The sequence below is a fragment of the Pseudovibrio sp. FO-BEG1 genome, assembly GCF_000236645.1.
Lineage (GTDB): Bacteria > Pseudomonadota > Alphaproteobacteria > Rhizobiales > Stappiaceae > Pseudovibrio.
The window spans coordinates 1,107,549-1,129,854 of sequence record NC_016642.1 but is presented as its reverse complement, the minus strand read 5'-3'; the positions used below and the strand labels follow the sequence as shown (position 1 = coordinate 1,129,854).

The 22,306-nt window shown below is 51.4% G+C and carries 23 protein-coding genes; 6 read left to right on the top strand and 17 right to left on the bottom strand.

The genetic code is table 11. The features are described 5' to 3' along the window. Positions 1-42: 42 nt before the first annotated feature. Positions 43-393 (bottom strand): MarR family transcriptional regulator, encoded by a 351-nt coding sequence (locus PSE_RS05265; protein ID WP_037038072.1) that lies wholly within the window; start codon positions 391-393, stop codon positions 43-45. Between the two features lie 111 nt (positions 394-504). Beyond that, entirely contained in the window at positions 505-1,887 is a 1,383-nt protein-coding gene (locus tag PSE_RS05260; protein WP_014283903.1) for a M17 family metallopeptidase, read from the bottom strand. A 212-nt stretch (positions 1,888-2,099) separates the two neighbouring features. On the opposite strand from PSE_RS05260, the gene PSE_RS05255 reads away from it, so the two are divergent. Further along, positions 2,100-2,882, top strand: coding sequence for a tetratricopeptide repeat protein (locus PSE_RS05255; RefSeq protein WP_014283902.1), 783 nt, complete (start codon positions 2,100-2,102; stop codon positions 2,880-2,882). A gap of 1 nt (position 2,883) precedes the next feature. Here the strand turns inward: PSE_RS05255 and PSE_RS05250 are convergent, their stop codons facing one another. From PSE_RS05250 to PSE_RS05195, 13 genes are all read right to left on the bottom strand, one after another. Beyond that, positions 2,884-3,858, bottom strand: a complete 975-nt coding sequence (locus PSE_RS05250; protein ID WP_041768010.1) for a type II secretion system F family protein — start codon at positions 3,856-3,858, stop codon at positions 2,884-2,886. Positions 3,859-3,869: 11 nt separating this feature from the next. Continuing rightward, a complete protein-coding gene (locus PSE_RS05245; protein WP_041768009.1) occupies positions 3,870-4,889 on the bottom strand; it encodes a type II secretion system F family protein in 1,020 nt (339 codons plus the stop codon). Then, positions 4,882-6,363: a CpaF family protein gene (locus PSE_RS05240; RefSeq protein ID WP_014283899.1), complete on the bottom strand. Its 1,482-nt coding sequence runs from the start codon at positions 6,361-6,363 to the stop codon at positions 4,882-4,884. The genes PSE_RS05245 and PSE_RS05240 overlap by 8 nt, the downstream gene beginning before the upstream one ends. A 29-nt stretch (positions 6,364-6,392) precedes the next feature. Continuing rightward, positions 6,393-7,673: an AAA family ATPase gene (locus PSE_RS05235; protein WP_014283898.1), complete on the bottom strand. Its 1,281-nt coding sequence runs from the start codon at positions 7,671-7,673 to the stop codon at positions 6,393-6,395. Between the two features lie 11 nt (positions 7,674-7,684). Next, entirely contained in the window at positions 7,685-8,419 is a 735-nt protein-coding gene (locus PSE_RS26910; protein ID WP_083841549.1) for a CpaD family pilus assembly protein, read from the bottom strand. A 10-nt stretch (positions 8,420-8,429) separates the two neighbouring features. Next, a complete protein-coding gene (locus PSE_RS05230; protein ID WP_014283895.1) occupies positions 8,430-9,800 on the bottom strand; it encodes a type II and III secretion system protein family protein in 1,371 nt (456 codons plus the stop codon). Positions 9,801-9,891: 91 nt separating this feature from the next. Beyond that, positions 9,892-10,671: a Flp pilus assembly protein CpaB gene (gene cpaB, locus PSE_RS05225; protein WP_014283894.1), complete on the bottom strand. Its 780-nt coding sequence runs from the start codon at positions 10,669-10,671 to the stop codon at positions 9,892-9,894. 230 nt (positions 10,672-10,901) lie between these two features. Then, entirely contained in the window at positions 10,902-11,414 is a 513-nt protein-coding gene (locus tag PSE_RS05220) for a prepilin peptidase (protein ID WP_014283893.1), read from the bottom strand. A gap of 108 nt (positions 11,415-11,522) precedes the next feature. Then, entirely contained in the window at positions 11,523-11,738 is a 216-nt protein-coding gene (locus PSE_RS05215; RefSeq protein ID WP_014283892.1) for a Flp family type IVb pilin, read from the bottom strand. A 131-nt stretch (positions 11,739-11,869) separates the two neighbouring features. Further along, the gene (locus tag PSE_RS05210; RefSeq protein ID WP_041768888.1) at positions 11,870-12,814 is read right to left on the bottom strand and encodes a glyoxylate/hydroxypyruvate reductase A; all 945 of its coding nucleotides are present in this window, start codon (positions 12,812-12,814) and stop codon (positions 11,870-11,872) included. 92 nt (positions 12,815-12,906) lie between these two features. After that, entirely contained in the window at positions 12,907-13,902 is a 996-nt protein-coding gene (locus PSE_RS05205; protein WP_014283890.1) for a carbon-nitrogen hydrolase family protein, read from the bottom strand. A 223-nt stretch (positions 13,903-14,125) separates the two neighbouring features. Beyond that, positions 14,126-15,124: a carbon-nitrogen hydrolase family protein gene (locus PSE_RS05200; RefSeq protein WP_014283889.1), complete on the bottom strand. Its 999-nt coding sequence runs from the start codon at positions 15,122-15,124 to the stop codon at positions 14,126-14,128. A 10-nt stretch (positions 15,125-15,134) separates the two neighbouring features. Further along, positions 15,135-15,590: a VOC family protein gene (locus tag PSE_RS05195; protein WP_014283888.1), complete on the bottom strand. Its 456-nt coding sequence runs from the start codon at positions 15,588-15,590 to the stop codon at positions 15,135-15,137. Between the two features lie 140 nt (positions 15,591-15,730). On the opposite strand from PSE_RS05195, the gene PSE_RS05190 reads away from it, so the two are divergent. Further along, positions 15,731-16,648, top strand: a complete 918-nt coding sequence (locus PSE_RS05190) for a LysR substrate-binding domain-containing protein (protein WP_014283887.1) — start codon at positions 15,731-15,733, stop codon at positions 16,646-16,648. Between the two features lie 3 nt (positions 16,649-16,651). Here the strand turns inward: PSE_RS05190 and PSE_RS05185 are convergent, their stop codons facing one another. After that, entirely contained in the window at positions 16,652-17,875 is a 1,224-nt protein-coding gene (locus tag PSE_RS05185; RefSeq protein WP_208998091.1) for a DNA recombination protein RmuC, read from the bottom strand. A gap of 231 nt (positions 17,876-18,106) precedes the next feature. On the opposite strand from PSE_RS05185, the gene def reads away from it, so the two are divergent. The 4 genes from def to truA all read left to right on the top strand — a co-directional run bounded on the left by def (position 18,107) and on the right by truA (position 21,330). Beyond that, positions 18,107-18,634, top strand: a complete 528-nt coding sequence (gene def / locus PSE_RS05180) for a peptide deformylase (protein WP_014283885.1) — start codon at positions 18,107-18,109, stop codon at positions 18,632-18,634. Positions 18,635-18,816: 182 nt separating this feature from the next. Further along, positions 18,817-19,755, top strand: coding sequence for a methionyl-tRNA formyltransferase (gene fmt / locus PSE_RS05175; protein WP_041768886.1), 939 nt, complete (start codon positions 18,817-18,819; stop codon positions 19,753-19,755). 55 nt (positions 19,756-19,810) lie between these two features. Then, a complete protein-coding gene (locus PSE_RS05170) occupies positions 19,811-20,350 on the top strand; it encodes a GNAT family N-acetyltransferase (RefSeq protein ID WP_014283882.1) in 540 nt (179 codons plus the stop codon). 149 nt (positions 20,351-20,499) lie between these two features. Continuing rightward, positions 20,500-21,330: a tRNA pseudouridine(38-40) synthase TruA gene (gene truA, locus PSE_RS05165; protein ID WP_014283881.1), complete on the top strand. Its 831-nt coding sequence runs from the start codon at positions 20,500-20,502 to the stop codon at positions 21,328-21,330. A gap of 61 nt (positions 21,331-21,391) precedes the next feature. Here truA and PSE_RS05160 read toward each other — a convergent pair whose 3' ends face one another. Next, positions 21,392-22,213 carry a DUF2189 domain-containing protein gene (locus PSE_RS05160; RefSeq protein ID WP_008552355.1) on the bottom strand — a complete coding sequence of 274 codons (822 nt, stop codon included), beginning with the start codon at positions 22,211-22,213 and terminating at the stop codon, positions 21,392-21,394. Positions 22,214-22,306 lie beyond the last annotated feature (93 nt).

Here is a 22,306-nt window from a genome sequence, read left to right as displayed (position 1 = left end):
GTCCTGTAGTCATACCTGACTATCAGAGGACATGCATCCCGATTATCGCGGAAGATCCTGCGCTTTTTCAGAAACGAGATCGCCCAGTTGCTCCAGATAGAGCGCACCAGCAACAGTGCGGGTGACGACGACGTTGCGGCGATCATTTTCATCACGCTTTCTGGAAAGCAGCTTGTTTGCGCCCAGAGTATCCAGAGCACGCGTGATGGCAGGTTTTGTTACCCCAAGCTTTTGCGCCAATCCACGCACGGTATGGGGTGGAGGCTCAAGATATACGGTTAAAAGAATAGACATTTGACGAGCAGTCAAATCCTGATCTGCCGCGCGCACCAATTCCAACACTACATCATGCCATAGCTTAAGCGCCTGCGACGGGCGGATCTCTACGGGCATATTTATTCGTCCTAATCCCTATTGCAGGCTAAAACCTAGCCTGCAAATTATTTCGGGACCCTTACCAGATTGAGGTATTGAGTATTTTTGACGGTGTAATCCGTATAGACCTTAGCCGAAGCGGGTCTTCAGCATATCAAAAAGTGCCCGGATTGCCTGAGCTTCTCCGCCATGGGTTCTGAAATCTTTCTCGATTGGTGTCCAACCGTAGATATCAAAATGCACCCAGCTTCCAGCATTCTCAACGAATCTCTGCAGGAACAAAGCTGCTGTTACGGAGCCTGCAAAGCCTGCACCGCTGGTGTTGATGTTTGCCAGATCCGCTGTTTTGGAAGTGATGTACTTTTTGTATGGCTTCCACAGTGGCATGCGCCATAACGGATCGTTCACCGCCTCACTATGAACTGCGATTGTCTCTGCCAGCTCTTCATCATCGGTGTAGTAAGGAGGCAGGTCGGGACCAAGGGCGACACGCGCTGCGCCGGTCAGCGTTGCCATATCGATGATCAGTTCCGGGCTTTCCTCATCCGCCAATGCCAGCGCATCTGCCAGTACAAGACGACCTTCTGCATCGGTGTTGCCGATCTCAACAGAAAGGCCTTTGCGGCTTGTGAAAATATCGGATGGACGGAAGGCACGGCCTGAGATTGCGTTTTCGACAGCAGGCACAATCACGCGCAAACGGATCGGCAGCTCTGCTTTCATGATCATGGCTGCGAGGCCCAACACATTAGCTGCACCGCCCATGTCTTTCTTCATGAGGATCATGCCAGCAGCTGGTTTCACATCCAGACCGCCACTGTCGAAAATCACGCCTTTACCAACTAGAGTAATCTTGGGGTCAGTGTCCTTCCCCCAAGTGGCGTCAATCAGGCGGGGCGCTCTGTCACTGCCATTACCGACTGCATACACCAGCGGGAACTCGTTCTCTAGCACATCGCCCATGATGACCTTTGCGTTTCCGCCGTGGTCTTCAAACAGCTGAGAAGCAGCTGCAGCTAGCTCTTCCGGGCCCATATCGTTAGCAGGCGTGTTGATGAGGTCTTTCGCCAGACGCGTGCCAGCAAGAACCGGTGCCAGCTCTTCAAGAATGCCAGCTTCAGAAATAACCAGCTGCGCTTTTGCGGCAGGTACTTTTTTGTAGGCATCAAACCGATAAGCTGCCAGAGAGAAGCCAAGCGCAATACCGGCATGGTCCTCAAAGCCTTTGGAAAGTTCAAAAGCACCAGCAGGCAACTTCTTGTTCAGCGTTGCGCCGGTTTCCAAAGCGTCCTTCTGACCGCTGCCATACCCAAACAGAACGGTTGCGATTTCACCAGCTTCATTCGGCATAACAAGCGTATCACCAAATGCAGCCTCGAACTCCTGCGCTTTTGCCCAAGCCTGCGCCACTGGACCTGCAGCTTCGAGGTGCGCTTCCAACTCGCTGGTCGAGAGTGCGACCACTGGAATTGGATTGACTGTTTCTTCTGCAGAAATTAACGGACCGTGCACCGGGAGCTCCATTTTTAAGATGTGAGAAATCTATGATCTGTCCAGAATGGGCAGCGTTGAGGCAACCTAACCACGTTACCGGTTCTGTGCAAGACAGAGAGCAGCTCCCTCCCCTGCCTCACAGGGAACGCGCACCACGTGAGTTAACCAGAAATTAGGGTTAATATTTCATTTTCAAACAATATTTGAATTGCTTCGTTGCTGAGGGTTCCATGGCCGTATTTGACCGCACACACAAAACCAAGATGTCTACTGGCATTTTCAAAAGTGCGACAGCTGTCTCATTGCTGTTGGCTTGCGGGATTGCGCTTTCTGGCTGTGCAACGAACAAACCTCGGGCACAAGCTTCTGTTTCCCAAAGCCAGCAGTTAAAGCCGGGCTCACAGGAAATGCAGAAAGCACTCGCCTATTGGGGTGGAGCTTATTCCAAGGATCAGAAGAACCCACGCACAATCCTGAACTATGCAGCGGCCCTTCGCATTGATGGCCAAGGCCAACAAGCAGAAGCAATCTTGCGCCGTGGTGTTATCGCCAATGCTGAGAACAAAACCATTGCCGCCAGCTACGGCAAGGTGCTTGCAGAAAACGGCAAACTGCAGGAAGCGCTGAACGTCATCGATAACGCTTTTGACCCTGCACAGCCAAACTGGAAAATGCTCTCAGCCAAAGCAGCCATTCTGGATCAGCTGGGAGAAACCAAGCAGGCACGCACCACTTATCAGCAAGCGCTCAAGATCTCCCCGAATGAGCCATCTGTGCTGAACAATCTGGGAATGTCTTATCTGCTGGCCGGGGATCTACGTAACGCTGAAACCGCTCTGCGCTCTGCTCTCGACACAGGCCGCGCTGGCAGCCAGGTCCGCCAAAACCTCGCCCTCACCCTCGGTCTCCAAGGCCGCTTCGATGAGGCCGTCCGCGTCGCACAATCCGACATTGCCCCCCGCCAGGCCGCCGAAAACGTGGCGTACCTGAAGACAATGCTCGGGAAGGCGTGAGTTAGAAGGTTTGCATCACCTGAATTGCTGCTGGCGCAATAATCACCACAAACAATGCTGGCATAAAAAACATCATCATGGGCACAGTAAGTCTTGGCGGCAATGCGGCTGCTTTACGCTCAGCTTCCTGCATTCTTGCTTGACGGTTTTCGTCGGACAACACTCGCAAAGCTGAGCCAATTGGCGTGCCGTATTTTTCGGCCTGCATTAGGGCAACTACCACATCCTTAACGCCATCAAGGCCTGTCCGATCTGCCAGATTTTGATAAGCTTTTCTTCGTTCATCCAAAAACGACAACTCGGCAGTTGCTAAAATAAGCTCTTCTGCCAATGCAGTTGACTGTGTCCCAACTTCCTCAGCGACCTTCTTAAACGCTGCTTCAATCGACATGCCAGATTCAACACAGATCAGCATTAGATCCATCGCATCGGGCCAAGCTAATCTAATTGAGTCTTGCCGTCTAGCGACTTGGTTCTGAACATAAATGCTCGGAGCATAAAAACCCACCACAGCAGCGAGTAGCGACAATAGAAGGACGCCTCCAACTGAAGCATCAACCTTTAACACAATCTGAAGATAGAAAAATGTGAGCGCAAAAAAGGAAACTGGAAGTACAATCTGCAAAAACAGATAGGTGTATAGCGGAGAAGCTCCCCGATACCCTGCCATTTTAAGTTTGTTAATAACGTTATCATTCGAAAGTATCTTCTTCAGATCGTATTTATCAACGAACTCACGTACACTCTCTTTCGGACTGCTGCGCAGAGCAACACGTTCATTTTCTTTCTGATTAGCCAGCCGATTTCTCTCGCGCGCACGAATTTCCTCGCGTTCTAAAGCGACTGACTTCATTCGAGTTTTCAAATTATCTCGTTCAAACAAAGGCATTAGCAATGCGTAGAAAGTCCCCGAAACGGCTAAGAGCGTCAAGACCACAACAAACACATTGCTATTTTCAAATTCGGATAGCCCCATAGCTGTGCTCCTTAGATCCTAAAATCAATCATTTTCCGCATAACTAAGATACCTATGGTCATCCAAACCAAAGCAAATCCAACCAGAATTAAGCCAATCTCGGTATCAATAAGATAACGAATGTAATCAGGTGCTACCACCGAAAGCATCAGGGTGACGAGAAACGGAAGCGAGCCGATGATTGCTGCTGATGTTTTCGCTTCCTGACTAACAGCCCTGATTTTCCCTTTCATTTCTTTACGTTGGCGTAATGTCTTTGATAGATTGCCAAGGGCTTCCGACAGGCTACCTCCTGCCTGCGCCTGAATCGTGACAACGATAGCTAGAAAGTTAGTTTCCTGAAGAGGTACTCTTTTAGGAATGTAATGAATAGCTTCAGACAAAGGCATACCCATATGCATCTTGTCTAGTACGTGTGAGAACTCAGCACCGACGGGGTCTTTGGATTCTGTAGCTGCGATTTGTAAACAATCACCAAGAGGCATGCCTGATTTCACGCCACGAACGATAATATCTACCGCGTTTGGAAACTCATCGAGGAATTTGTCAAAACGCTTCTTGCGCCTCCTGGAAATGTACAAACGAGGCAATCCAAACGTTCCAACAAAAAGCAAAGCAAGCGCGATCCAGATTGGTTGCCCTAAGAACAAGCTGGAAAAAAAGATAATCAGTCCGCATAATACTGAAATAATATAGTACTTGGGTTTCGACCAAGATAAGCCCGCCTGTGCAATCCAGTCCGCAAATATCGGCTTATCAGCATTTTTCTTTTTGGCAGCTTGAGCTGCTTCCATAGCCTTTAGCTGATCTTGGACAGTTTTACGACGAGCAGAAACGTCTATTTTTTGAGAGCGTCCATTGACTTGAGAACTGCTCTTCTGAACAAAACCCTCTTTTCGCTTGCCCAACTTATCCTTTGAGAACAGCGGTGCCAGCAAAGTGAAGGTAACGCCGACGACGCTTATCATTATCAGTGCTGTAATCAGATAATCAGCCAGAGGAGACGCGAGAAAGCTATCTAGGTTAGCCATGCAGTCCTCCTGAGATGTCTGAGGCGTCGAGGGCGCGGGCCAGGCGTTCTTCTTCGTTGAAGTATCTTGCTCTATCCCAGAAGAGTGGGCGGCCGATGCCTGTTGAACGGTGCTGACCTACGATCTTGCCGTTCGCATCTTCACCAGTGATGTCGTAGGTGAAGAGATCCTGAGTGGTGATGACATCGCCTTCCATACCAACAACTTCGGTGATGTGTGTGATGCGGCGCGAACCGTCTCTGAGGCGGGCAGCCTGCACGATCACATCAATGGAGCCAACGATAATCTCGCGTACCGTCTTGGATGGGAGCGAGAAACCACCCAATGCGATCATGGATTCAATACGTTTCAAGCATTCGCGTGGGGAGTTGGAGTGGATTGTGCCCATAGAACCATCGTGACCGGTGTTCATGGCCTGAAGCAAATCGAACACTTCCGGGCCACGTACCTCACCCACGATAATACGTTCAGGACGCATACGCAGACAGTTCTTGACGAGATCACGCATGGTAATCTCCCCCTCACCTTCCAGATTTGGGGGTCTGGTTTCTAGGCGCACAACATGAGGCTGCTGAAGCTGAAGTTCCGCACTATCTTCGCAGGTAATGATGCGTTCAGTGCTATCGATGTAACGTGTCAAACAGTTCAGGAGTGTGGTTTTACCGGAGCCCGTACCGCCCGAGATAACGGTGTTACAGCGGACGCGTCCGATAATCTCCAGAATTTCGGCACCTTCTGGCGAGATGGAACCAAAGCTCACCAGCTGATCCAGCGTAAGTTTGTCTTTCTTAAACTTACGAATTGTGAGGGCAGGCCCATCCAAGGATAGCGGTGGTGCGATCACGTTTACACGAGATCCATCAGGCAAACGGGCGTCACAGATTGGGCTGGATTCATCAACACGGCGGCCAACCTGCGATACGATACGTTGGCAGATATTCATCAGCTGGCGATTATCACGGAACTGAATGCCAGTCTGCTCCACCATGCCGTCTGTTTCGATGTAAACGGTATTTGCGCCGTTCACCATGATATCCGCAATATCATCACGTGCCAGCAACGGTTCTAGCGGACCATATCCCAGAACGTCGTTACAGATATCTTCGAGCAGGTCTTCCTGCTCGGCGATGGACATGACGAGGTTTTTGAGGGCGATGATGTCGTTGACGACATCGCGGATCTCATCGCGCGCATCGTCCTGCTCCAGACGGCTCAGCTGCGAGAGATCGATCGCTTCAACCAGCGCATTGAAGATGGAGGCCTTAGTCGCATAATACTCCTGAGTTCGTTTGTTCTCAGGAGCACTTTCCTTCGGCTTCTCAGGCTGCTTCTCAATTACCGGTTGGGTTGGCTTTATCTTGTTCGGCGTTTCCTGAACAACAGGCTTTGTTGTCTGCGCCTGTACCGCTGGGTTTACAGGAGCAGACTTTGGTTTTTTGGTTCCAAATTCACCGTTGCCACGTCTACCAAACATATTCTAACGCCTTTAAATCAGCCCAAGGACTATTTACGGACTTTTTTCATTAGGGATGCGAAGAGTGATTTGCTCTTCTGGTTCATCTCAGCCTTGCCAGTCACTTTCGCTGCAATCTCTTCAAACAGACCAGCCACTGCATGCCGACTATCAAACTCAGCAATCATCTGACCATTGTTGGAAGCTGTGCCAAACAGCGCTGGCTCAAATGGCATGGATGCCAAAGAGACAACATCCAGCGCGCTGCTGAACTCATCCGGCTTGATTTCAGGTCGTTTTGGGATGCCGACTTTGTTCAAGACCAGATAAGGCTTTGCATCGTTCGGGCGCAGCTGACCAATGCTGTCAACGAGGTTCTTAGCGTTGCGCAGGTTCGCCAGATCAGGCTCCGCAACAATCAGAACTTCATCGACATGCGCAAGGATATGACGCACCCAACCGTTCCACGTATGAGGCAAATCGAGCACAACTGTTGGCGTGCCCTTCTGCATCACTTCAATGACTTGATCGAACTTGTCAGTTTCAAAATCATAGGTTTGATCGAGCGTTGCAGGAGCTGCGAGCAGGCTCAGGCGGTCATTGCACTTTGAAAGCAGACGATCGAGCAATGTGTCATCCAGACGCTCTGGTGAAGCAACAGCTTCCATCACGCCTTGCAGAGGGTCTTGGTTGAAGTCCAGACCGGCGGTTCCAAAAGGCAGATCCAGATCTGCAATCGCAACATCGTTGTCCAAGGTTTTGGCGATGGACCAGGAGAGGTTGTGCGCAACAGAAGAAGCACCACACCCACCCTTTGCACCGATCACAGCGATCGTACGACCAAACGGCTCGGCTTCCGTATCTGAATAAAACTGACCAATCGTATTGATGATCTGCGCGATATCGACTGGCCCGACAATATACTCGCCAACACCACGCTGAATGAGCGCGCGATAGAGGTTCACATCGTTCACACGACCGATAACGAGCACATTCGTTCCAGCATCACAAACTTCAGCAAGCTGATCCAGCTCTTCAACCATCTCTTGAGGACTGGAGAGAGATTCAACGATTAATAAGTTAGGTGTCGCAGCACTTTGGAAGGTTTCAACAGCTGCAAGAATGCCTCCCTGATGCACCATCGTATGTGTTTTAGACATTCGACGATCAATGCTTGAGTTCTGAATAGTTTCTGCTGTTCTGGAATCTACGCAGAAAGCTTGAACAGAAATACGAGGGATGCTGACAAACTTAAACTCAGAAGTTGAAAGTTGACCAACAGCTCCATCGTCAAACGTTGTACCTATATCGGACTGTGCAAAATCGCTCATAGTTTATCTCGTTAATTCTGCGCAACGGATGATACATTTGTTCCAACACCGGCTCCATACTGCCCTGCAGTCAGGTCTCCAGTGCGATTGTTAGCCAAAATTTCGTTGGTTCTTGCTGGATCGTTTGGCCCCAATGGTCTAGGACGTAATAGATCATTGGGATTATCAACCATAGCTGCAAGGTTTGCTTGTGACGCACATCCAAAGTTGTAATAGTCCCGATTCTGACTGTCGCTGCTCATTGCATCGGGCCAATCACCACAGTTACGAACAACACCTTTTATTCTCATAAATGAGAGGCGCACAGGAGCGGACGCAGCCATATCGGAAACAGCATAACTTCTCATAATTATGCGATCGTGGCTCACACCACCGTTCTTAAGAGCTTCTCGAATTTGAGGAGAAACAGTTCGAACTGCCGCTTCATTTGCAGATCCAGATGGAACCAGAACTTCAACAATTCCATTTCCATTAACTTTCGCTTCTTGGCCAAATGCAGCAACAGCAGTTTTTGTTGCTCCATTTAAGTTACGAAGTTCACCAGATACCGGAATATCAAAATTCTCAGGAGCTTCGGTCACAATTATGGGATGTCTTTTTCTATAATCGAAGTCAGCAATAGAATGCTGTTCAACATACGAAGGCTGAGATTTGCATGCAGCAACCCATAAACCCAAGCCCAAAACCCAAAGAGTTTTCTTGAAAGCAACGCTACAGTTCGTGGTAGCAGACGTTTGTACATTCATCGAACTCGCCTCACTCGTAAATGTAGCCAATCTTGCCATGATAATTCCCTTTCACAGGAGCATCTGTTCCCCTGTAAATCCGGCTCAACTGGTTTAGGAATACTGTTGACTGATCACTTGGAGCTGCAAAATTGTCATCAGGGCGCACCACTTTTGAACGCGCAATTGGTCTTACAACATAAGGAGTTACAAAGATTACGAGTTCGGTTTGACGATTGATGTAATCTCGGCTCTTAAACATTGTGCCCAGAATTGGAATATTCTTTAGCCCGGGTATACCATCAATTTCCTGGCCATAGTTATGCTTCAGAAGCCCTGCCATCACGAGCGTTCCGCCAGATGGCAGCTCTAAGGTAGATTCTGCTCTGCGAACCTTAAGTGCAGAGACAGAGATAGCACCTGCAATGTTTACCGCACCTTCCGAACTAAGCTCACTTACTTCAGTTTTAACCCGAAGTTTGATGCGCCCTTCAGACAGAACTACCGGAGTAAAGTCTAGACCAACACCGAATGGCTTAAACTCCAAGCTAACTTTGTTGTCTTCGTAAGCGACAGGAATCGGAAATTCACCCCCTGCTAAGAAGCTGGCATTTTCACCTGAAACGGCCACCAAGGTTGGCTCTGCAAGGGTGCGCATAACTCCATCACGCTCCAACGCTTTAACAGTTGGCGTAATTGTGTTGCCACCAAACGCGTACTTGGCAGTTAATGAGCCAGCATTTACAACAGAAGGGTTGATGTTATAGCCAGGGGATGTATTAAAATTAAGATCCAATGCACCAATAGCAATTGATCCCTGAAGACTGACGCCTAACTGTTTAATAGTTGTCCGATCGACTTCTGCTACTGTCACTTTCAGCTGGACTTGGTCTTTTTCAGCAACAGCAATCGTGTTGACAATTTTCGAGTCCTGACCATCTACAAACTTCAATGCTATATCATAAGCCTGCTGTGCTTCTAGCGGAGACACGGCTGTCCCTGACAGAACTATGCTCTTATTAACAATGTCCGCATGAATTGATGAGTTAGGTAGCAAGCGCGCAAGCATTTCAACAAGATCAGATGGATCAGGTTGAACATTCAGATTAAACGATGCCAGCTGTTTACCGCCGTTCCCAAACAGAACAAGAGAAGCCTGTCCGGCTAAGTTCCCAAAGACAAAGACACGATTTCTTGTTCGAACAACTGCATCTGCAATCTTTGGATTCGAAACCAGCACATCACGGACTTCTTCGTTTGTGTTCAGAACAATAGATCTTCCTTCACCCACATTCAGCTGGCGGACTTTGCCGCTGTGTTGGGAGGTGACTTCTACTGTGGCTTCGAAGTTGGTTTGGGCTGTGGCGAGTTGTGGAGCAGCGACTGTCAGTGTTAGCGCCATGAACAGGTTTAGGAGAGCTCCGCTGAAACGGGATTTCTGCGGTAAACTTCTCGCCGAACGAGTGTGTCGATGAAAAACCATAGTTTACCTACTAATTTCCGTTAACAGACTGGGAGGCAATCCCGTACTTCACAAACTTCACACCACCTTTCACGCGTGGTGGTTGCTTCACACCATCTTTTGAGTCCGCTGCGCTGCGCAGTGACAGCGAGAGCGTTCCCATTTGAGTGGCGCGTGCGATCGTCTCGGCTTCGTGAGGCAAGAGTTCCAGCGTGGCAGTTTGATCGGGTGACATGGCCTTTTCGCTGTTCTCTGACGCTGTCGTGGTGTCGATGGCGAGCACCTTGATATTCTCGAGCAGCGTTTCGCTGATGAAGCCTTCATCGCGTTTCTTGGCCTGCATGCTGATCAGCACGTCAACTTTGTCGCCTGGAAGAATGAAACCACCCGCCGTGGAAACCGCATCCACCGGCACAGCAACCGCGCGTTTTCCTTTTGGGAGGATCGCAGCAAGGAAGCCTTTGTCGGTATTGATCAGACGTTCTGCGCGGATTGGTTCGCCGCTGAACATTGCAGCTTTGATGATTTGGCCAAGGAACTCTTCGTCCGCCTGAGGACTAGAGCTTCTCAGGATCACGCCGTCAGATACAGATTCTTCCGGCCATTTGGCCCAGCTCAGATCACCCTCTGTGAGAGCGGTGCCGACTTTGAGATCCTGTGCGGCGACAAGAATTTCCAGAGAAGGTATTTCCTGTTCCTGCACAACGATGGTTTGTGCCGGCTCCCGGGAACCAGAAGACAGGTTTAGCCAAGCGGCCAATCCACCGGCGCTTAAAGCGATAATTAAAACTAATAATCTGGAGGCCTTCATGTGGCACCCACCCTCTAAGAGATTTGGCTAAGCAGCATTCGTTAACCCTAATTTGAGCAAAAATTGTCAAGACATAGTTAATATTCCGTAACAACACTACATTTGCAATTTTTACTTATGTGCATAGAGTCAATTTGGGAATATCTATGAATAGCAACAGGTTAGCCCTAGTGAAAACACACTAGTTCCAAACATTAATACTTTGTTTAGATTAATTGCTCGCGATATGCTCACAAAGTTGGAATCTGCGAGAACCAGAGGGTGTTCGGATACACCTGAATTCCTGCTATCGCGATGGCTATTCCATAGGGAACGCCGGACTTTTTATCGTGCAGTTTCAGCAACCACGCCTGCCCGTGCATGAATTGCGGGAAGTACGGCACCTTGCGCAATGCTAGGATGACCAGCGTTAATGCCCCGCCATAGATGCTGGTGAGCAGGATGAAGTCCAGCATGTTCATGGACAGACCCAGCCAGAGTGAAATTGCGGCAAGAAATTTAACATCACCACCGCCCATCACACCCAGAGCAAACAACCCGAAGCCAATGACCATGACGCCGAAGCCTAATGCGAAGCTCATGCCCACTTGTTGGAGTGGCAGCTGCAGCAGGAAGGCCATGGCGACAAATGCAATAACAAGAAGCAAGTTGAGTTTGTTCGGGATTGTCATGGTGAAGAGATCAAAGAAAGCAGCAACTGCAAGCAGCAATGGAAATATGATCAATAGTCCATTTGCAATCATGTCGTGATCTCCCCCACAAATACCGTACTATGGTTTTGCAAGGGCAAATCCAAACAGGAGCTTAACGACTGATATTTTTATCTCCTGAAACCTCATTTATTTACAAATTTAATTGTTTGGTTTCACGAGCTCCCACAGCTGTAGATCACGCTCAGCTTCACCGGTCTGAGCCTTGTTACTGGCTGGAATAAAGGCAGAGTTGGTAAGTGTAGGAGCAGACACCATGGCAAGGATGGCCAGAGCAATGAGGCCAGAGATAAGCCCGAACTCAATTGTCGCACTGCCCAGTTCTCGCTGGAACAAACCTCGCAGGATGGAGAGCATCAGATCACAACTTTATTGTTATAGTTGTGTGTGATGCTACTCCTTGCAGCTAAACCTTAGATTGACTGAGGCACTCAACTTGTTTGGGTTTTCGGGCTTTCCCGCTAAGGTTTCATCAAGAAATGATCCGTTTAGTAGCCGACTTCCAAGTCTACGAGGTTCTCCAAGGCCTCCCCACTCTCAAAGCCTTTGATTTGCTTTACCACGTATTCGGAGAGCGCCTGCGGGTCGCTTTCGGCGGCAACATGTGGGGTGATGATGCAGTTTTTCTGTTTCCAGAGCGGGCTTTCTTCCGGCAGCGGCTCAATAGCAAACACATCAAGACTTGCGCCTTTGAGTGCTCCAGACGTCAAAGCTGCGTCAATCGCGACTTCATCCTGCGTCGCACCGCGACCTGCGTTGATGTAGACAGGACCACCAAGCGCTCCATTTTGCGATAACATGGCAAGTCGGTCTGCGTTGATCAGTTTATGCGTTGCTGGCGTGGATGGCAGCAGGTTGACCAGAAGATCCGTGCGGTTCAGGAATGCTTCCAGCTGGTCTTCACCGGCAAAGCTTTCAATGCCTTCAGCCGTTTTTGATGTGCGGGACCAACCTGCGACGTTGAAACCGAGTGATTTGAGCGCTTTGGCGGAATCCAAACCCAGCTCACCAAGCCCCAGGATGCCGACACGAACATCTTTTGCGGCCCATTGCCTGTGGCCGTGCCACACACCAGCTTCTTGTTGAGCTGCGTACGTCATGTGTTGGCGGTGGTGGAGTAATGTTTGGAAGACAACCCACTCGGTCATACGACTGGTCAGGTCCGGATCAACGATGCGCACGAGTGGAAGCTGCGGCAGCTCTGGCAGAGATGTGAGATGGTCAACACCTGCGCCCAATGAGAAGATCACCTTCAGGTTTGGCAGAGCAGCAAAAACAGCTGGGTCTGGCTTCCATGCAAGCAGATACTCTGCTTTTTCCGGCTCGGAGACACCGCCATTCCAGCCTTCGATCTTTCGGTTGGGCAGGAGTGCTTGTAGCCGGTCGATCCACTCAGCTTCGTTGAAGTTTTTGAGAGATAAGACCAGGTTCATGAGGCACTCCATTTCCAAGTGTGTTTCTTCCGAGGATCAGCAAGCAATCTTCGGCACTGCGCGGTCATATATCAATTGCGCAGTTCGTTTTATTAAGAGTCGACAAAATCAGCAAGCTGCTGACGTTTTCGGTCGACAACCAATCGGGTTACATCCGGTCGGCTGTAGTGACCGGTTGGGTCGAAGAGTTGGCGCTCGGCACGGACCATGGCGTGATCCAATTCTGCGGTGATCAGGAGCTCCCTGCCCACTTGCGGTTCCACAATCCATGAGCCATCCGGCGCTGCGATGCAGGAACCGCCATCAGCGAGGAACTCACTGCTGCCTTCAAGGATTTCAGCGAGTTCCGGCGTATCCTCCGGAAAATCTGAAGCCCGCATGAGGCCGGAGACAGAGAGTGTGTAGCTTCTGCTTTCCTTTGCCACGAAGCGGGTTGGATCTTCCGTGTTTCGCAAACCACCCGGCCAGACGGCCACATGCAAATCTTCCCCTTGCGCATAGAGGGCAACGCGGGACAGCGGCATCCAGTTCTCTGCGCAGTTGAGGCCCCCAACGGTGAACCGGCCCAGTGGATGCACACGCAAGCCGTTGCCATCACCCGGTGCCCATGCAAGGCGTTCTGCATAGCTTGGTTGCAGCTTGCGGTGGACTGATCCGATCTCTCCGTTTTGATCAATGTAGACCAGTGTGCAGTAGAGGCTATGACCACTTCTGTTCGCAGCGCGCTCCATCACGCCGAGGTAGACGGACATGCTGTGTTTCTTCGCCATGGCGCAGACTGCATCGAGGTGGCCTTCCTCAATGACGACGCCCTGATCCAGAAATCGCGCATACATGGCTTTTTGCTTTGGGTCGTTGAACCGCGCTCCATCTGTCCGTTCAATCCAGAAGGGATACCCCGGCACAAGTGTTTCGCCAAAGGCCACGAGTTGGCAGCCCTGTTTGCCGGCCAACTCCACCGCATCCAGCACCTTTTGCAAGGTCGCTTCTCGCTTCAGCCAGACCGGTGCGATTTGCGCGAGGGCCACTTTGATTTTGTCTGATGCGGATGGGTTTTCCGATGTATGCGTAACTTCCAAAATTTCCATGGCTTAATACTCAGTATGCAAGGTGAAGATCACAAAGAGGCTCGGCAGGGCTGCAAAATCTAATGTCGTTTGAATGACAAGGTTTTGCCGTTCCAGTTCTTAATCTTACTATGAGGCAGGTTGATCTGTAGCGGGTCGCATCTCTCAACTTCACTGAAATTTTTGAGAGAAAAACCGGTCTACTTTACGTCCTGCCTCATTCTTTGTTCCTGAGTATTTAGTTTCATTCAGCGTCGATAAAATCAGCCAGTTGCTGTCGTTTGCGATCGACGACCAAACGAGTCACGTCCGGGCGGCTGTAGTGGCCGGTTGGGTCGAAGTTCTGGCGCTCCCCGCGCACGACTGCATGATCCAGTTCAGCAGTGATCAGCACTTCTTTGCCGACCTGAGGTTCAACCACCCAGGAGCCATCCGGTGCGGAGATGCAAGAGCCGCCGTTTGCGAGGAAATCATTGCTGTTTTCCAGAATTTCGGCGAGTTCCAGTGTGTCTTCCGGGAAGTCTGATGGACGCATGAGGCCGGATACTGAAATCACATAGCTTCTGCTTTCCTTCGCGACAAAGCGGGTTGTGTCTTCTGTGTTGTGAAGTCCGCCCGGCCAGACAGCAACGTGGAGGTCTTCGCCCTGCGCATACAGAGCAGCGCGGGACAGAGGCATCCAGTTTTCGAAGCAGTTGAGGCCACCAACAGTGAAGCGGCCCAGCGGATGCACGCGCAGGCCGTTGCCATCGCCCGGAGCCCAAGCAAGGCGCTCTTCGTAAGTTGGTTGCAGCTTGCGGTGAGAAGAGCCGATTTTGCCGTTTTGGTCGATGTAAACCAGTGAGCAGTAGAGGCTGTGGCCGCTTCTGTTGGCCGCGCGCTCCATCACACCGAGATACACAGCGATGCTGTATTTCTTCGCGATTGCGCAGATGCCATCGAGATGGCCGTCTTCGATCACAACGCCTTGCTCAAGGTACTCGGCGTAAATTGCTTTTTGCTTCGGGTCGTTGAAGCGGGCACCGTCGGTGCGCTCAATCCAGAACGGGTAACCCGGCACCAGAGCTTCGCCAAAGGTGACGAGCTGGCAGCCTTGTTTGCCTGCGAGTTCTACCGCATCTGCCACTTTTTGCAGTGTTGCTTCGCGCTTCAGCCAGACCGGAGCGATCTGGGCGAGAGCGACTTTGATTTTATCAGATGCGGCAGGGTTTTGTGTTGTATGTGTTGCTTCTAAAATTTCCATGGGGTTCTACTCAGGTTGCGAAAATGTCAGAGTCACTGGCGAAAGCTTTGAACTCAAGAGCATTGCCCGAGGGATCTTTGATAAAGAAAGTTCCCTGCTCTCCCGGCTGGCCCTGAAACCTGATCTTAGGTTCGAGCAGCCATTCAATGCCTTCATGCGCTTTCAGGCGATCTGCCAAAGCCAACCATTCATCCATTGGCAAAACAACGCCAAAGTGAGGAACAGGGACAGCATCGCCATCAACTACGCCAGTGACTCCGATTGGAATTTGCGACTTGTCGCGAAGGTGGGCGGACATCTGGTGGCCGAACAGGTCAAAATCAACCCATTTGCCTTCCAGCTCACGGCCTTGTTTGCACCCCAGCACGCCCATGTAGAACGCTTTGGTCTGCTCCAGATCATCAATTGGAAATGCCAGATGGAATGGATGCGCCATGATCAGCCTCACCTTACTTTCAAACTTCATTACGCATTCAGATGAGAGAAGCGGAAGCACTATCTGAAGTACGTTCTATACCTAAAACTCATGTTGGAGTTGTTTTAAACTGCCCCAAACCTCATGAATAGGCCAATGACAGTCACATAGACATGAATTAAACTCATAGTATGAGCCGACATAATCTTTCGATCACCTCTCAAATCCTGTCTGTGCTGCCGGTTTTTGATGCTGCTGCGCGCCATGGCAGCTTTACACGGGCGGCCAGAGAGCTAGGCATTACACAGGGGGCTGTTTCGCGGCGTATTCAGAGTCTGGAGGAGCAGCTTGGGCTTGTTCTGTTTTCCCGGCAGGGGAAGACACTAGCGCTGACGCAGGACGGATTGCTGCTCAGCCAGAAAGCGAAGAATGCGCTGAAGTTGGTTGAAGATCTGGAGCATGAGCTCAAAGGCTCGGTCTCTGGTCAGCTGCGCATTGGCACTTTGCCGTCTCTGGCTAACCTTTGGCTGATGCAGAGGATCAAAGGTTTCACAGAGGCCTTTCCTGCGATCAGCATTGATCTTGTGACGATCCCAGCGGATTTTTCTGCTGGGCACAAAGACCCCGTCAACTGGGACCCTTCCAGCGTGGATGTGGCGCTTACTGTTGGGCGGGGCAGCTGGTCTGCGCTGGAGAGCCATCACATCTGCGATGAAGAGATGGTTTTGGTGTGCAGCCAAAACCTTCTGGGTGATACGCAACCGGAGTGCCTGCAAGGTGTCCTTGGTTTGCCGAGGCTCATCCATTCCACTCGCCTTGGCAGTTGGGAGTTTTGGGCGGAGGCGCATAAGCTTTCCAGCTATCTGCCGGGAGACACCTCCCTCTCCTTTGAGCACTTCTTTATGGTGTTGGAGGCGGCACGTCAGGGGCTTGGGCTTGCTCTGCTCCCCTCCCTCCTGATTGAGAAAGATCTGGCAGATGGCACTTTGATAGAGCCACTTTCCGCTCGTCATGTGACGGGGAATGCTTATTACATGGTGGGAAGCTCTGCTGCGTGGCGGCGTCCGGCAGTGGCGGCACTGCGTGACCACCTCGCACAGGTTTCCTAGAGCCTATCTGCGGTCAAACTGAAAGGGCGATGGGAGTTCATCGTCAGCCAGATGAGTTGTTTGTGGTGCTTGTGAAGCAGAGGATGTAACCGGCTCACTCGCTTTGCCGCCCAGTTGCATCTCGTCAATCTTACGGGCACGATTGCTGATCTTATCACCAGAGATCATGATCTGGTCCAGATCCTTGTTGGTTTGGGCGAAGTGGTTTTGCAGTTTGGAGACGCGCTCGGTCAGTCTGCCAACATCCAGCAGCAACTTACCGACTTCCGCCTGAATGAGATGTGCCTGTTCGCGCATGCGGGCGTCGCGCAGTACGGACTGGATCACCTGAACGGCCAGAACCAGCAGGGATGGAGAGACGATCACCACACGCAGACGGTGAGCTTTCTGTGTAAGGTCCGGAAAGCCCTCGTGGATTTCGGCGAAGAGGCTTTCAGATGGCACGAACATAAGCGCTGTGTCCTGCGTTTCGCCCGGCAGCAGGTACTTGCCCGCGATATCTTCAAGGTGTTTAGAGATATCTTTTCGGAAACGGTTGGCTGCATCTTTCAGTTCTGGCTTGGTCTCCGCATCCTTGATGGCCGCAAAAGCCTCTAATGGGAACTTGGCATCAACCACCAGAGGCGGTGCACCCGTTGGCATATGGATCAGGCAGTCGGGGCGAGAGCGGTTGGAGAGTGTGCCCTGAAAGGTGAAGCTGGTTGGAGGCAGAGCATCGTCAATGATGGCCTCCATACGACCTTGTCCAAATGCGCCGCGAGACTGCTTGTCGTTCAGCACCATTTGCAGGTCAGTCACCTGCCCGGCCAGCTCACCCATGGTTTTGTTGGCTTTGTCGAGCAGGGCCATTCGCTCCTGCAGCCCCGTCAGGCTGGCATGGGTTTGGCGGTGGGTTTCCAGAACAGAGGCGCCCAGCGTTTTGCCGAGGCCATCCAGACGGTCATTCACCACACGCATCAGGTCTGACTGGCGGGAGCCAAACACCTCTGCCATGGTTTGCATGCGGCCGGTCATCTCGCTTTGAGAGCGCACCAGTTCCGCCAGAGCTGCTTCTGTATCCGCAGCCTGCTTTTGCTCCAGCGCCGATGTAACGCGCACCCTGTTCAATTTTGCGCGTAAACCCATGATCCAGATGAGCAGCAGCAAGAACAAAAGACCGCCACCAATAATGGCTGCCTGAATGTATGAGAGGGTGAATGCACCGTATGTGAAGACTGTCTGTTCCATGAAACAAACATAGAACACTTTGCAAGCCCGCGATACCTCTCAGCTTTCTTGGATGCACTGCAACCCACATCCTTCAATTGATGGGGAGCCCTCTTAAAAACCTCTAGCCAAAAGCCTATAGTCAACGACTTGGCAAAGTTCCTATAAGAGGATATGAAGCCAGAACATCAATGTCAGCCGGCCTCATGTTGAGCAGACAGCTTTGCAACGAGAACAACTTCAAAAGTAATTATGACGATTCGCGAGATTAAATTTGTCCCGGAAGCCTGCCTTCGTGAGAAGTGTGCTCCGATTGAAGACATCAACGACGAAATCAGAACACTTGCCGACGACATGCTGCAGACCATGTATGACGCGCCGGGCATTGGCCTTGCTGCGAGCCAGATTGGTGTGATGAAGCGCATGTTCGTTCTGGATGTTGCAGAGCGCGAAAGCGAAGAAGACGATAGCGTCGAAAAAGAACCGATGGTTTTCATCAATCCTGAGATCACCTGGTCTTCTGAAGAGAAGAACACCTATCAGGAAGGCTGTCTTTCCATTCCTGGTGTTTATGAGGATGTTGAGCGCCCTGCTGAGGTTCGTGTCTCCTTCCTCAACATCGAAGGTGAGAAGCAGGAAATTGAAGCTGGCGGCCTGCTGGCAACCTGCATTCAACACGAGCTGGACCACCTGAACGGCGTATTGTTCATTGACTATCTGTCTCGCCTGAAGCGTGACCGGATCGTCAAGAAGATGATCAAGCAGCAGAAGCAAGCCTGATCCATCTGGCAATGCAATCAGATTAAGCGGCCTTCAGCGGAGGCCGCTTTTTTATTGCGTTCCTCCTAACGGTAAGAGGGTCTGTTTCCCACGCATCTTTGCTGGAAAACCAGTTTCCACTTGCTGGAGATAGGCTATAAAGCAGCAACACAAAAATTACAGCAGGCAGGTCAGCTATGTCATTGCGCGTCATCTTCATGGGTACTCCCGATTTTTCCGTCCCAACTCTGATTGAGATTGTTGGGCAAGGTTGGGATGTGGTTGCCTGTTACTCGCAGCCACCACGCAAAGCCGGACGCGGCATGGAGCTGAAGAAGACACCCGTGCACGAAGCCGCTGAGAGCCTCGGCATTCCTGTTTTCACACCAACTTCTCTGAAGAGCGAAGAAGAGCAGGAGCGGTTCCGTTCTTTTGAAGCAGATGTGGCTGTTGTGGTGGCCTATGGCCTGCTGCTGCCGAAAGCCATTCTGGAAGGTACCGAGTACGGCTGCCTGAATGGTCACGCGTCTTTGCTGCCACGCTGGCGCGGTGCTGCGCCGATCAACCGTGCGATTATGGCGGGTGATAAAGCCTCTGGCATTCAGGTGATGCAGATGGAAGAAGGGCTGGATACTGGTCCTGTGTGCATGTCTGAAACCGTTGCGATCACTGAGGACATGACCGCTGGCGAACTGCATGATCGCCTTTCTGGCCTTGGTGGTGACCTGATGCTGCGCGCGCTTTCTGCGCTGTCTCGTGGTGGTTTGGGTTCTACGCCTCAGTCTGAGGATGGTGTGACTTACGCCAAGAAGATCCAGAAAAGCGAAACCCGCATTGACTGGTCCCTGCCAGCAGAGCAGGTGCACAACCATATTCGCGGCCTTTCTCCTTTCCCAGGTGCTTGGTGTGAGATGGAGCTGGGTGGCAAGAGCGCCGAGCGTGTGAAGATCCTGCGCAGCAGCCTTGCTGAAGGTTCTGGCACTGCTGGTGAGGTTCTGGTTGCAGAAGAAAGCACGCTGACCATTGCGTGCGGTTCTGGTGCGATCAAGCTGGTTCAGGTTCAGCGGGCAGGCAAAAAGGCTATGTCTACCGATGAATTTTTACGCGGCTCTAAGCTTAGTGCTGGAGACAAGGTTTCCTGACCCTATTTAATCAGATAGGCTTTTCTTAAGAGACACAAAAACACACGGAGGCGACATGGTTGAAGTCCAACAGTTTGGAGTGGATCAGGTTGATCTCCGTGGGCCTGAAAAGAAAGATGAGCCTGCGATCCTGTCGCTGCTGGTTCGGGCATTTGGGCAAAGCAATGAGGGCCGGCTGGTTGAGCGGCTTCGTGGTTGCGGTGCACTGGTTCTGGAACGCATTGCGACGGATACTGATGGCAATCTTCTCGGTCACCTCGCGTTCTCACGGGTGACCGGCACCGGTGAAGGTCACCGGCTGAAGATCAGCTGCCTTGCACCGGTTTGCGTAGAGCCAGCTGCCAAGAATAAAGGAGTTGGCACAAAGCTTATACAGGCGGCATTGGATGAGTTGCAGGGGCTGGGTGAGGATCTCGTCCTCGTACTTGGTGCGCCGGACTACTTCAACCGTTTTGGCTTTGACAGTGAGTTGGCGAAGAAGGTGCAAGGGCCGTATGCCGGGCCTATCTTCATGGCGCTGCCGTTTACTCAGGCGGGGCGTGAGGAGCTTCCTGTTGAAGTGACGTATGCCACGCCGTTTCAGGAGTTTGAGTAGGTTCCGTTCCAGCCTTGTCACGAGGTCTGGTCTTGCTCATTCAAATCTGATAGTACAGCGCGAAATTTCCGATGCATCCTGCGGGCGATTGCCTGTGCAACAGTGCACGGGCTGAACAGCCTGCCGCTTAACCTTTGCAAAGAACAAGAATGCCGCGCTACAAAATTACCATTGATTATGACGGACGCCCTTTCGTTGGCTGGCAGCGTCAGGACAACGGCCCAACAGTTCAGGGTGTGATTGAGCGCGCGATCAAGTCTTTCACGGGTGAGACAGTGACCATTGGCGGCGCTGGCCGCACAGACTCTGGTGTTCATGCAACAGGTCAGGTGGCGCATCTGGATCTTTCCAAGGACTGGCCAGCAGAAACCGTCAAGAATGCGCTGAACTTTCATGCGCAGCCAGACCCTGTTGCTATTTTGGACTGTGAGAAGGCTGGTCTTGGCTTTGACGCTCGGTTTTCTGCCATCCGCCGTCATTACCGTTACAAGATTGCCAACCGTCTTGAGCCTCTGACGCATGACCGTGGTCTGGCCTGGTACGTGAAGCCCGAGCTGGATGCGGAAGCCATGAATGAAGCGGCACAAATGCTGCTGGGGCATCACGATTTCACGACATTCCGCCATACGCGGTGTCAGGCGAAGAGCCCATGGAAGACCATGGAGCGCATTTGCGTTTATCGCCAAGGTTATCACGTGTTTCTGGAATGCAGCTCACGCTCGTTCCTGCACAATCAAGTTCGCTCTATGGTGGGTAGTCTGCGTCTTGTGGGCGAAGGTCGCTGGACCAAGGATGATCTGAAAGCTGCGTTGGAAGCGTGTGACCGCAAGGCCTGTGGACCTGTTGCGGTTCCTGAAGGGCTTTACCTCACTCAGGTGGACTATCGCACGCCAGAAGAGGATGAAGCCTCTTTCCTCGCCTATCAGGATAGCCTGAAGAACGTTGGTGCTGATGAAGCACCAGCGGATGAAGAAGAATAAGTTCTCTATCCGTAAAACCTAAAGAAGGAAACCGGAGGCCGTCCTCCTCCGGTTTGCCGATTTATTTTGCGTCTTCGAAGGTCACCACACGCTTGTAAAGGTGCCATGTGGTGTGACCCAGCACTGGCAGTGTGACCAACAGGCCGATAAACGCTGGGATCATAGAGACCATCAGGATTGCCGTGATGAGCAGTCCCCACCCAACCATGACCACAGGGCTTCCAGTCACGACCTTCACACTCGTGATCATTGCAGTGACAAAGTCCAGTTCCGTATCCAACAGGATCGGAAAAGAGACTACGCTGACAGCAAACAGCAGGACCGCAAAGAACGCCCCTACAAGATGGCCCGCCGCAAGGAACAGGAGCCCGTCTGAGGTTTCAAAGATCGTCTGCGCGAACTGCACAAATGTGCCGTAGCCTTGCATCCCTAAGAAGAGGGCCAGCAGCAGGTGGACCTTAAACATCCATAGGAACTGGATGAAAATTACCACAAAGGCCATCCAGGCGATCTCACCACGGCGTTGCTCCCACATCAGGGTGAACAGACCGCTCATACGTGGTGTTTCCCCTGCCTGTAGCCGTCTGGAGACTTCATAGAGCCCAAGCGCTGCAAATGGGCCAAGCAGCAGGAAGCCGCAGGCCAGCGGGTAGCTGATGTAGCTCATGTCCACCCAGAACGAGAGCAATGTGACCAGTATTCCGCCGATCATAAAGAATGCGCCGAAGGTTAAGCCAATAACCGGCGTTTTCACAAAGTCCAGAATTCCAAGCTTCAGGGAGCTTGTTATATCCTCCAAAGTAACCTGACGAACTATTGGTTTCGCCAGCTTGTTCTGCGGGTTTTGCGCACCCGCAGGTACAGTCAGATGATTGTCTGACATCCGTCCCTCCCAATTTTCCTCCACGTCAAGTGTGCGCGGAAACTCAGGTGAGCGCTACCGAAAATTTAAAGGGGCAAGCGAAAAACTGGCTTG

Bases quoted from the DNA above. Each gene is read 5' to 3' on its own strand.
- PSE_RS05185 (WP_208998091.1), bottom strand. From the start codon at position 17,875: ATGGAACAGACAGTCTTCACATACGGTGCATTCACCCTCTCATACATT.
- PSE_RS05210 (WP_041768888.1), bottom strand. From the start codon at position 12,814: ATGAACCTGGTCTTATCTCTCAAAAACTTCAACGAAGCTGAGTGGATC.
- PSE_RS05160 (WP_008552355.1), bottom strand. From the start codon at position 22,213: ATGTCAGACAATCATCTGACTGTACCTGCGGGTGCGCAAAACCCGCAG.
- def (WP_014283885.1), top strand. From the start codon at position 18,107: ATGACGATTCGCGAGATTAAATTTGTCCCGGAAGCCTGCCTTCGTGAG.
- PSE_RS05230 (WP_014283895.1), bottom strand. From the start codon at position 9,800: ATGGCGCTAACACTGACAGTCGCTGCTCCACAACTCGCCACAGCCCAA.
- truA (WP_014283881.1), top strand. From the start codon at position 20,500: ATGCCGCGCTACAAAATTACCATTGATTATGACGGACGCCCTTTCGTT.
- PSE_RS05190 (WP_014283887.1), top strand. From the start codon at position 15,731: ATGAGCCGACATAATCTTTCGATCACCTCTCAAATCCTGTCTGTGCTG.
- PSE_RS05205 (WP_014283890.1), bottom strand. From the start codon at position 13,902: ATGGAAATTTTGGAAGTTACGCATACATCGGAAAACCCATCCGCATCA.
- PSE_RS05195 (WP_014283888.1), bottom strand. From the start codon at position 15,590: ATGAAGTTTGAAAGTAAGGTGAGGCTGATCATGGCGCATCCATTCCAT.
- PSE_RS05170 (WP_014283882.1), top strand. From the start codon at position 19,811: ATGGTTGAAGTCCAACAGTTTGGAGTGGATCAGGTTGATCTCCGTGGG.
- cpaB (WP_014283894.1), bottom strand. From the start codon at position 10,671: ATGAAGGCCTCCAGATTATTAGTTTTAATTATCGCTTTAAGCGCCGGT.
- PSE_RS05255 (WP_014283902.1), top strand. From the start codon at position 2,100: ATGGCCGTATTTGACCGCACACACAAAACCAAGATGTCTACTGGCATT.
- PSE_RS05215 (WP_014283892.1), bottom strand. From the start codon at position 11,738: ATGCTCTCCATCCTGCGAGGTTTGTTCCAGCGAGAACTGGGCAGTGCG.
- PSE_RS05265 (WP_037038072.1), bottom strand. From the start codon at position 393: ATGCCCGTAGAGATCCGCCCGTCGCAGGCGCTTAAGCTATGGCATGAT.
- PSE_RS05200 (WP_014283889.1), bottom strand. From the start codon at position 15,124: ATGGAAATTTTAGAAGCAACACATACAACACAAAACCCTGCCGCATCT.
- PSE_RS05240 (WP_014283899.1), bottom strand. From the start codon at position 6,363: ATGTTTGGTAGACGTGGCAACGGTGAATTTGGAACCAAAAAACCAAAG.
- PSE_RS05220 (WP_014283893.1), bottom strand. From the start codon at position 11,414: ATGATTGCAAATGGACTATTGATCATATTTCCATTGCTGCTTGCAGTT.
- PSE_RS05245 (WP_041768009.1), bottom strand. From the start codon at position 4,889: ATGGCTAACCTAGATAGCTTTCTCGCGTCTCCTCTGGCTGATTATCTG.
- PSE_RS26910 (WP_083841549.1), bottom strand. From the start codon at position 8,419: ATGAATGTACAAACGTCTGCTACCACGAACTGTAGCGTTGCTTTCAAG.
- PSE_RS05235 (WP_014283898.1), bottom strand. From the start codon at position 7,673: ATGAGCGATTTTGCACAGTCCGATATAGGTACAACGTTTGACGATGGA.
- PSE_RS05250 (WP_041768010.1), bottom strand. From the start codon at position 3,858: ATGGGGCTATCCGAATTTGAAAATAGCAATGTGTTTGTTGTGGTCTTG.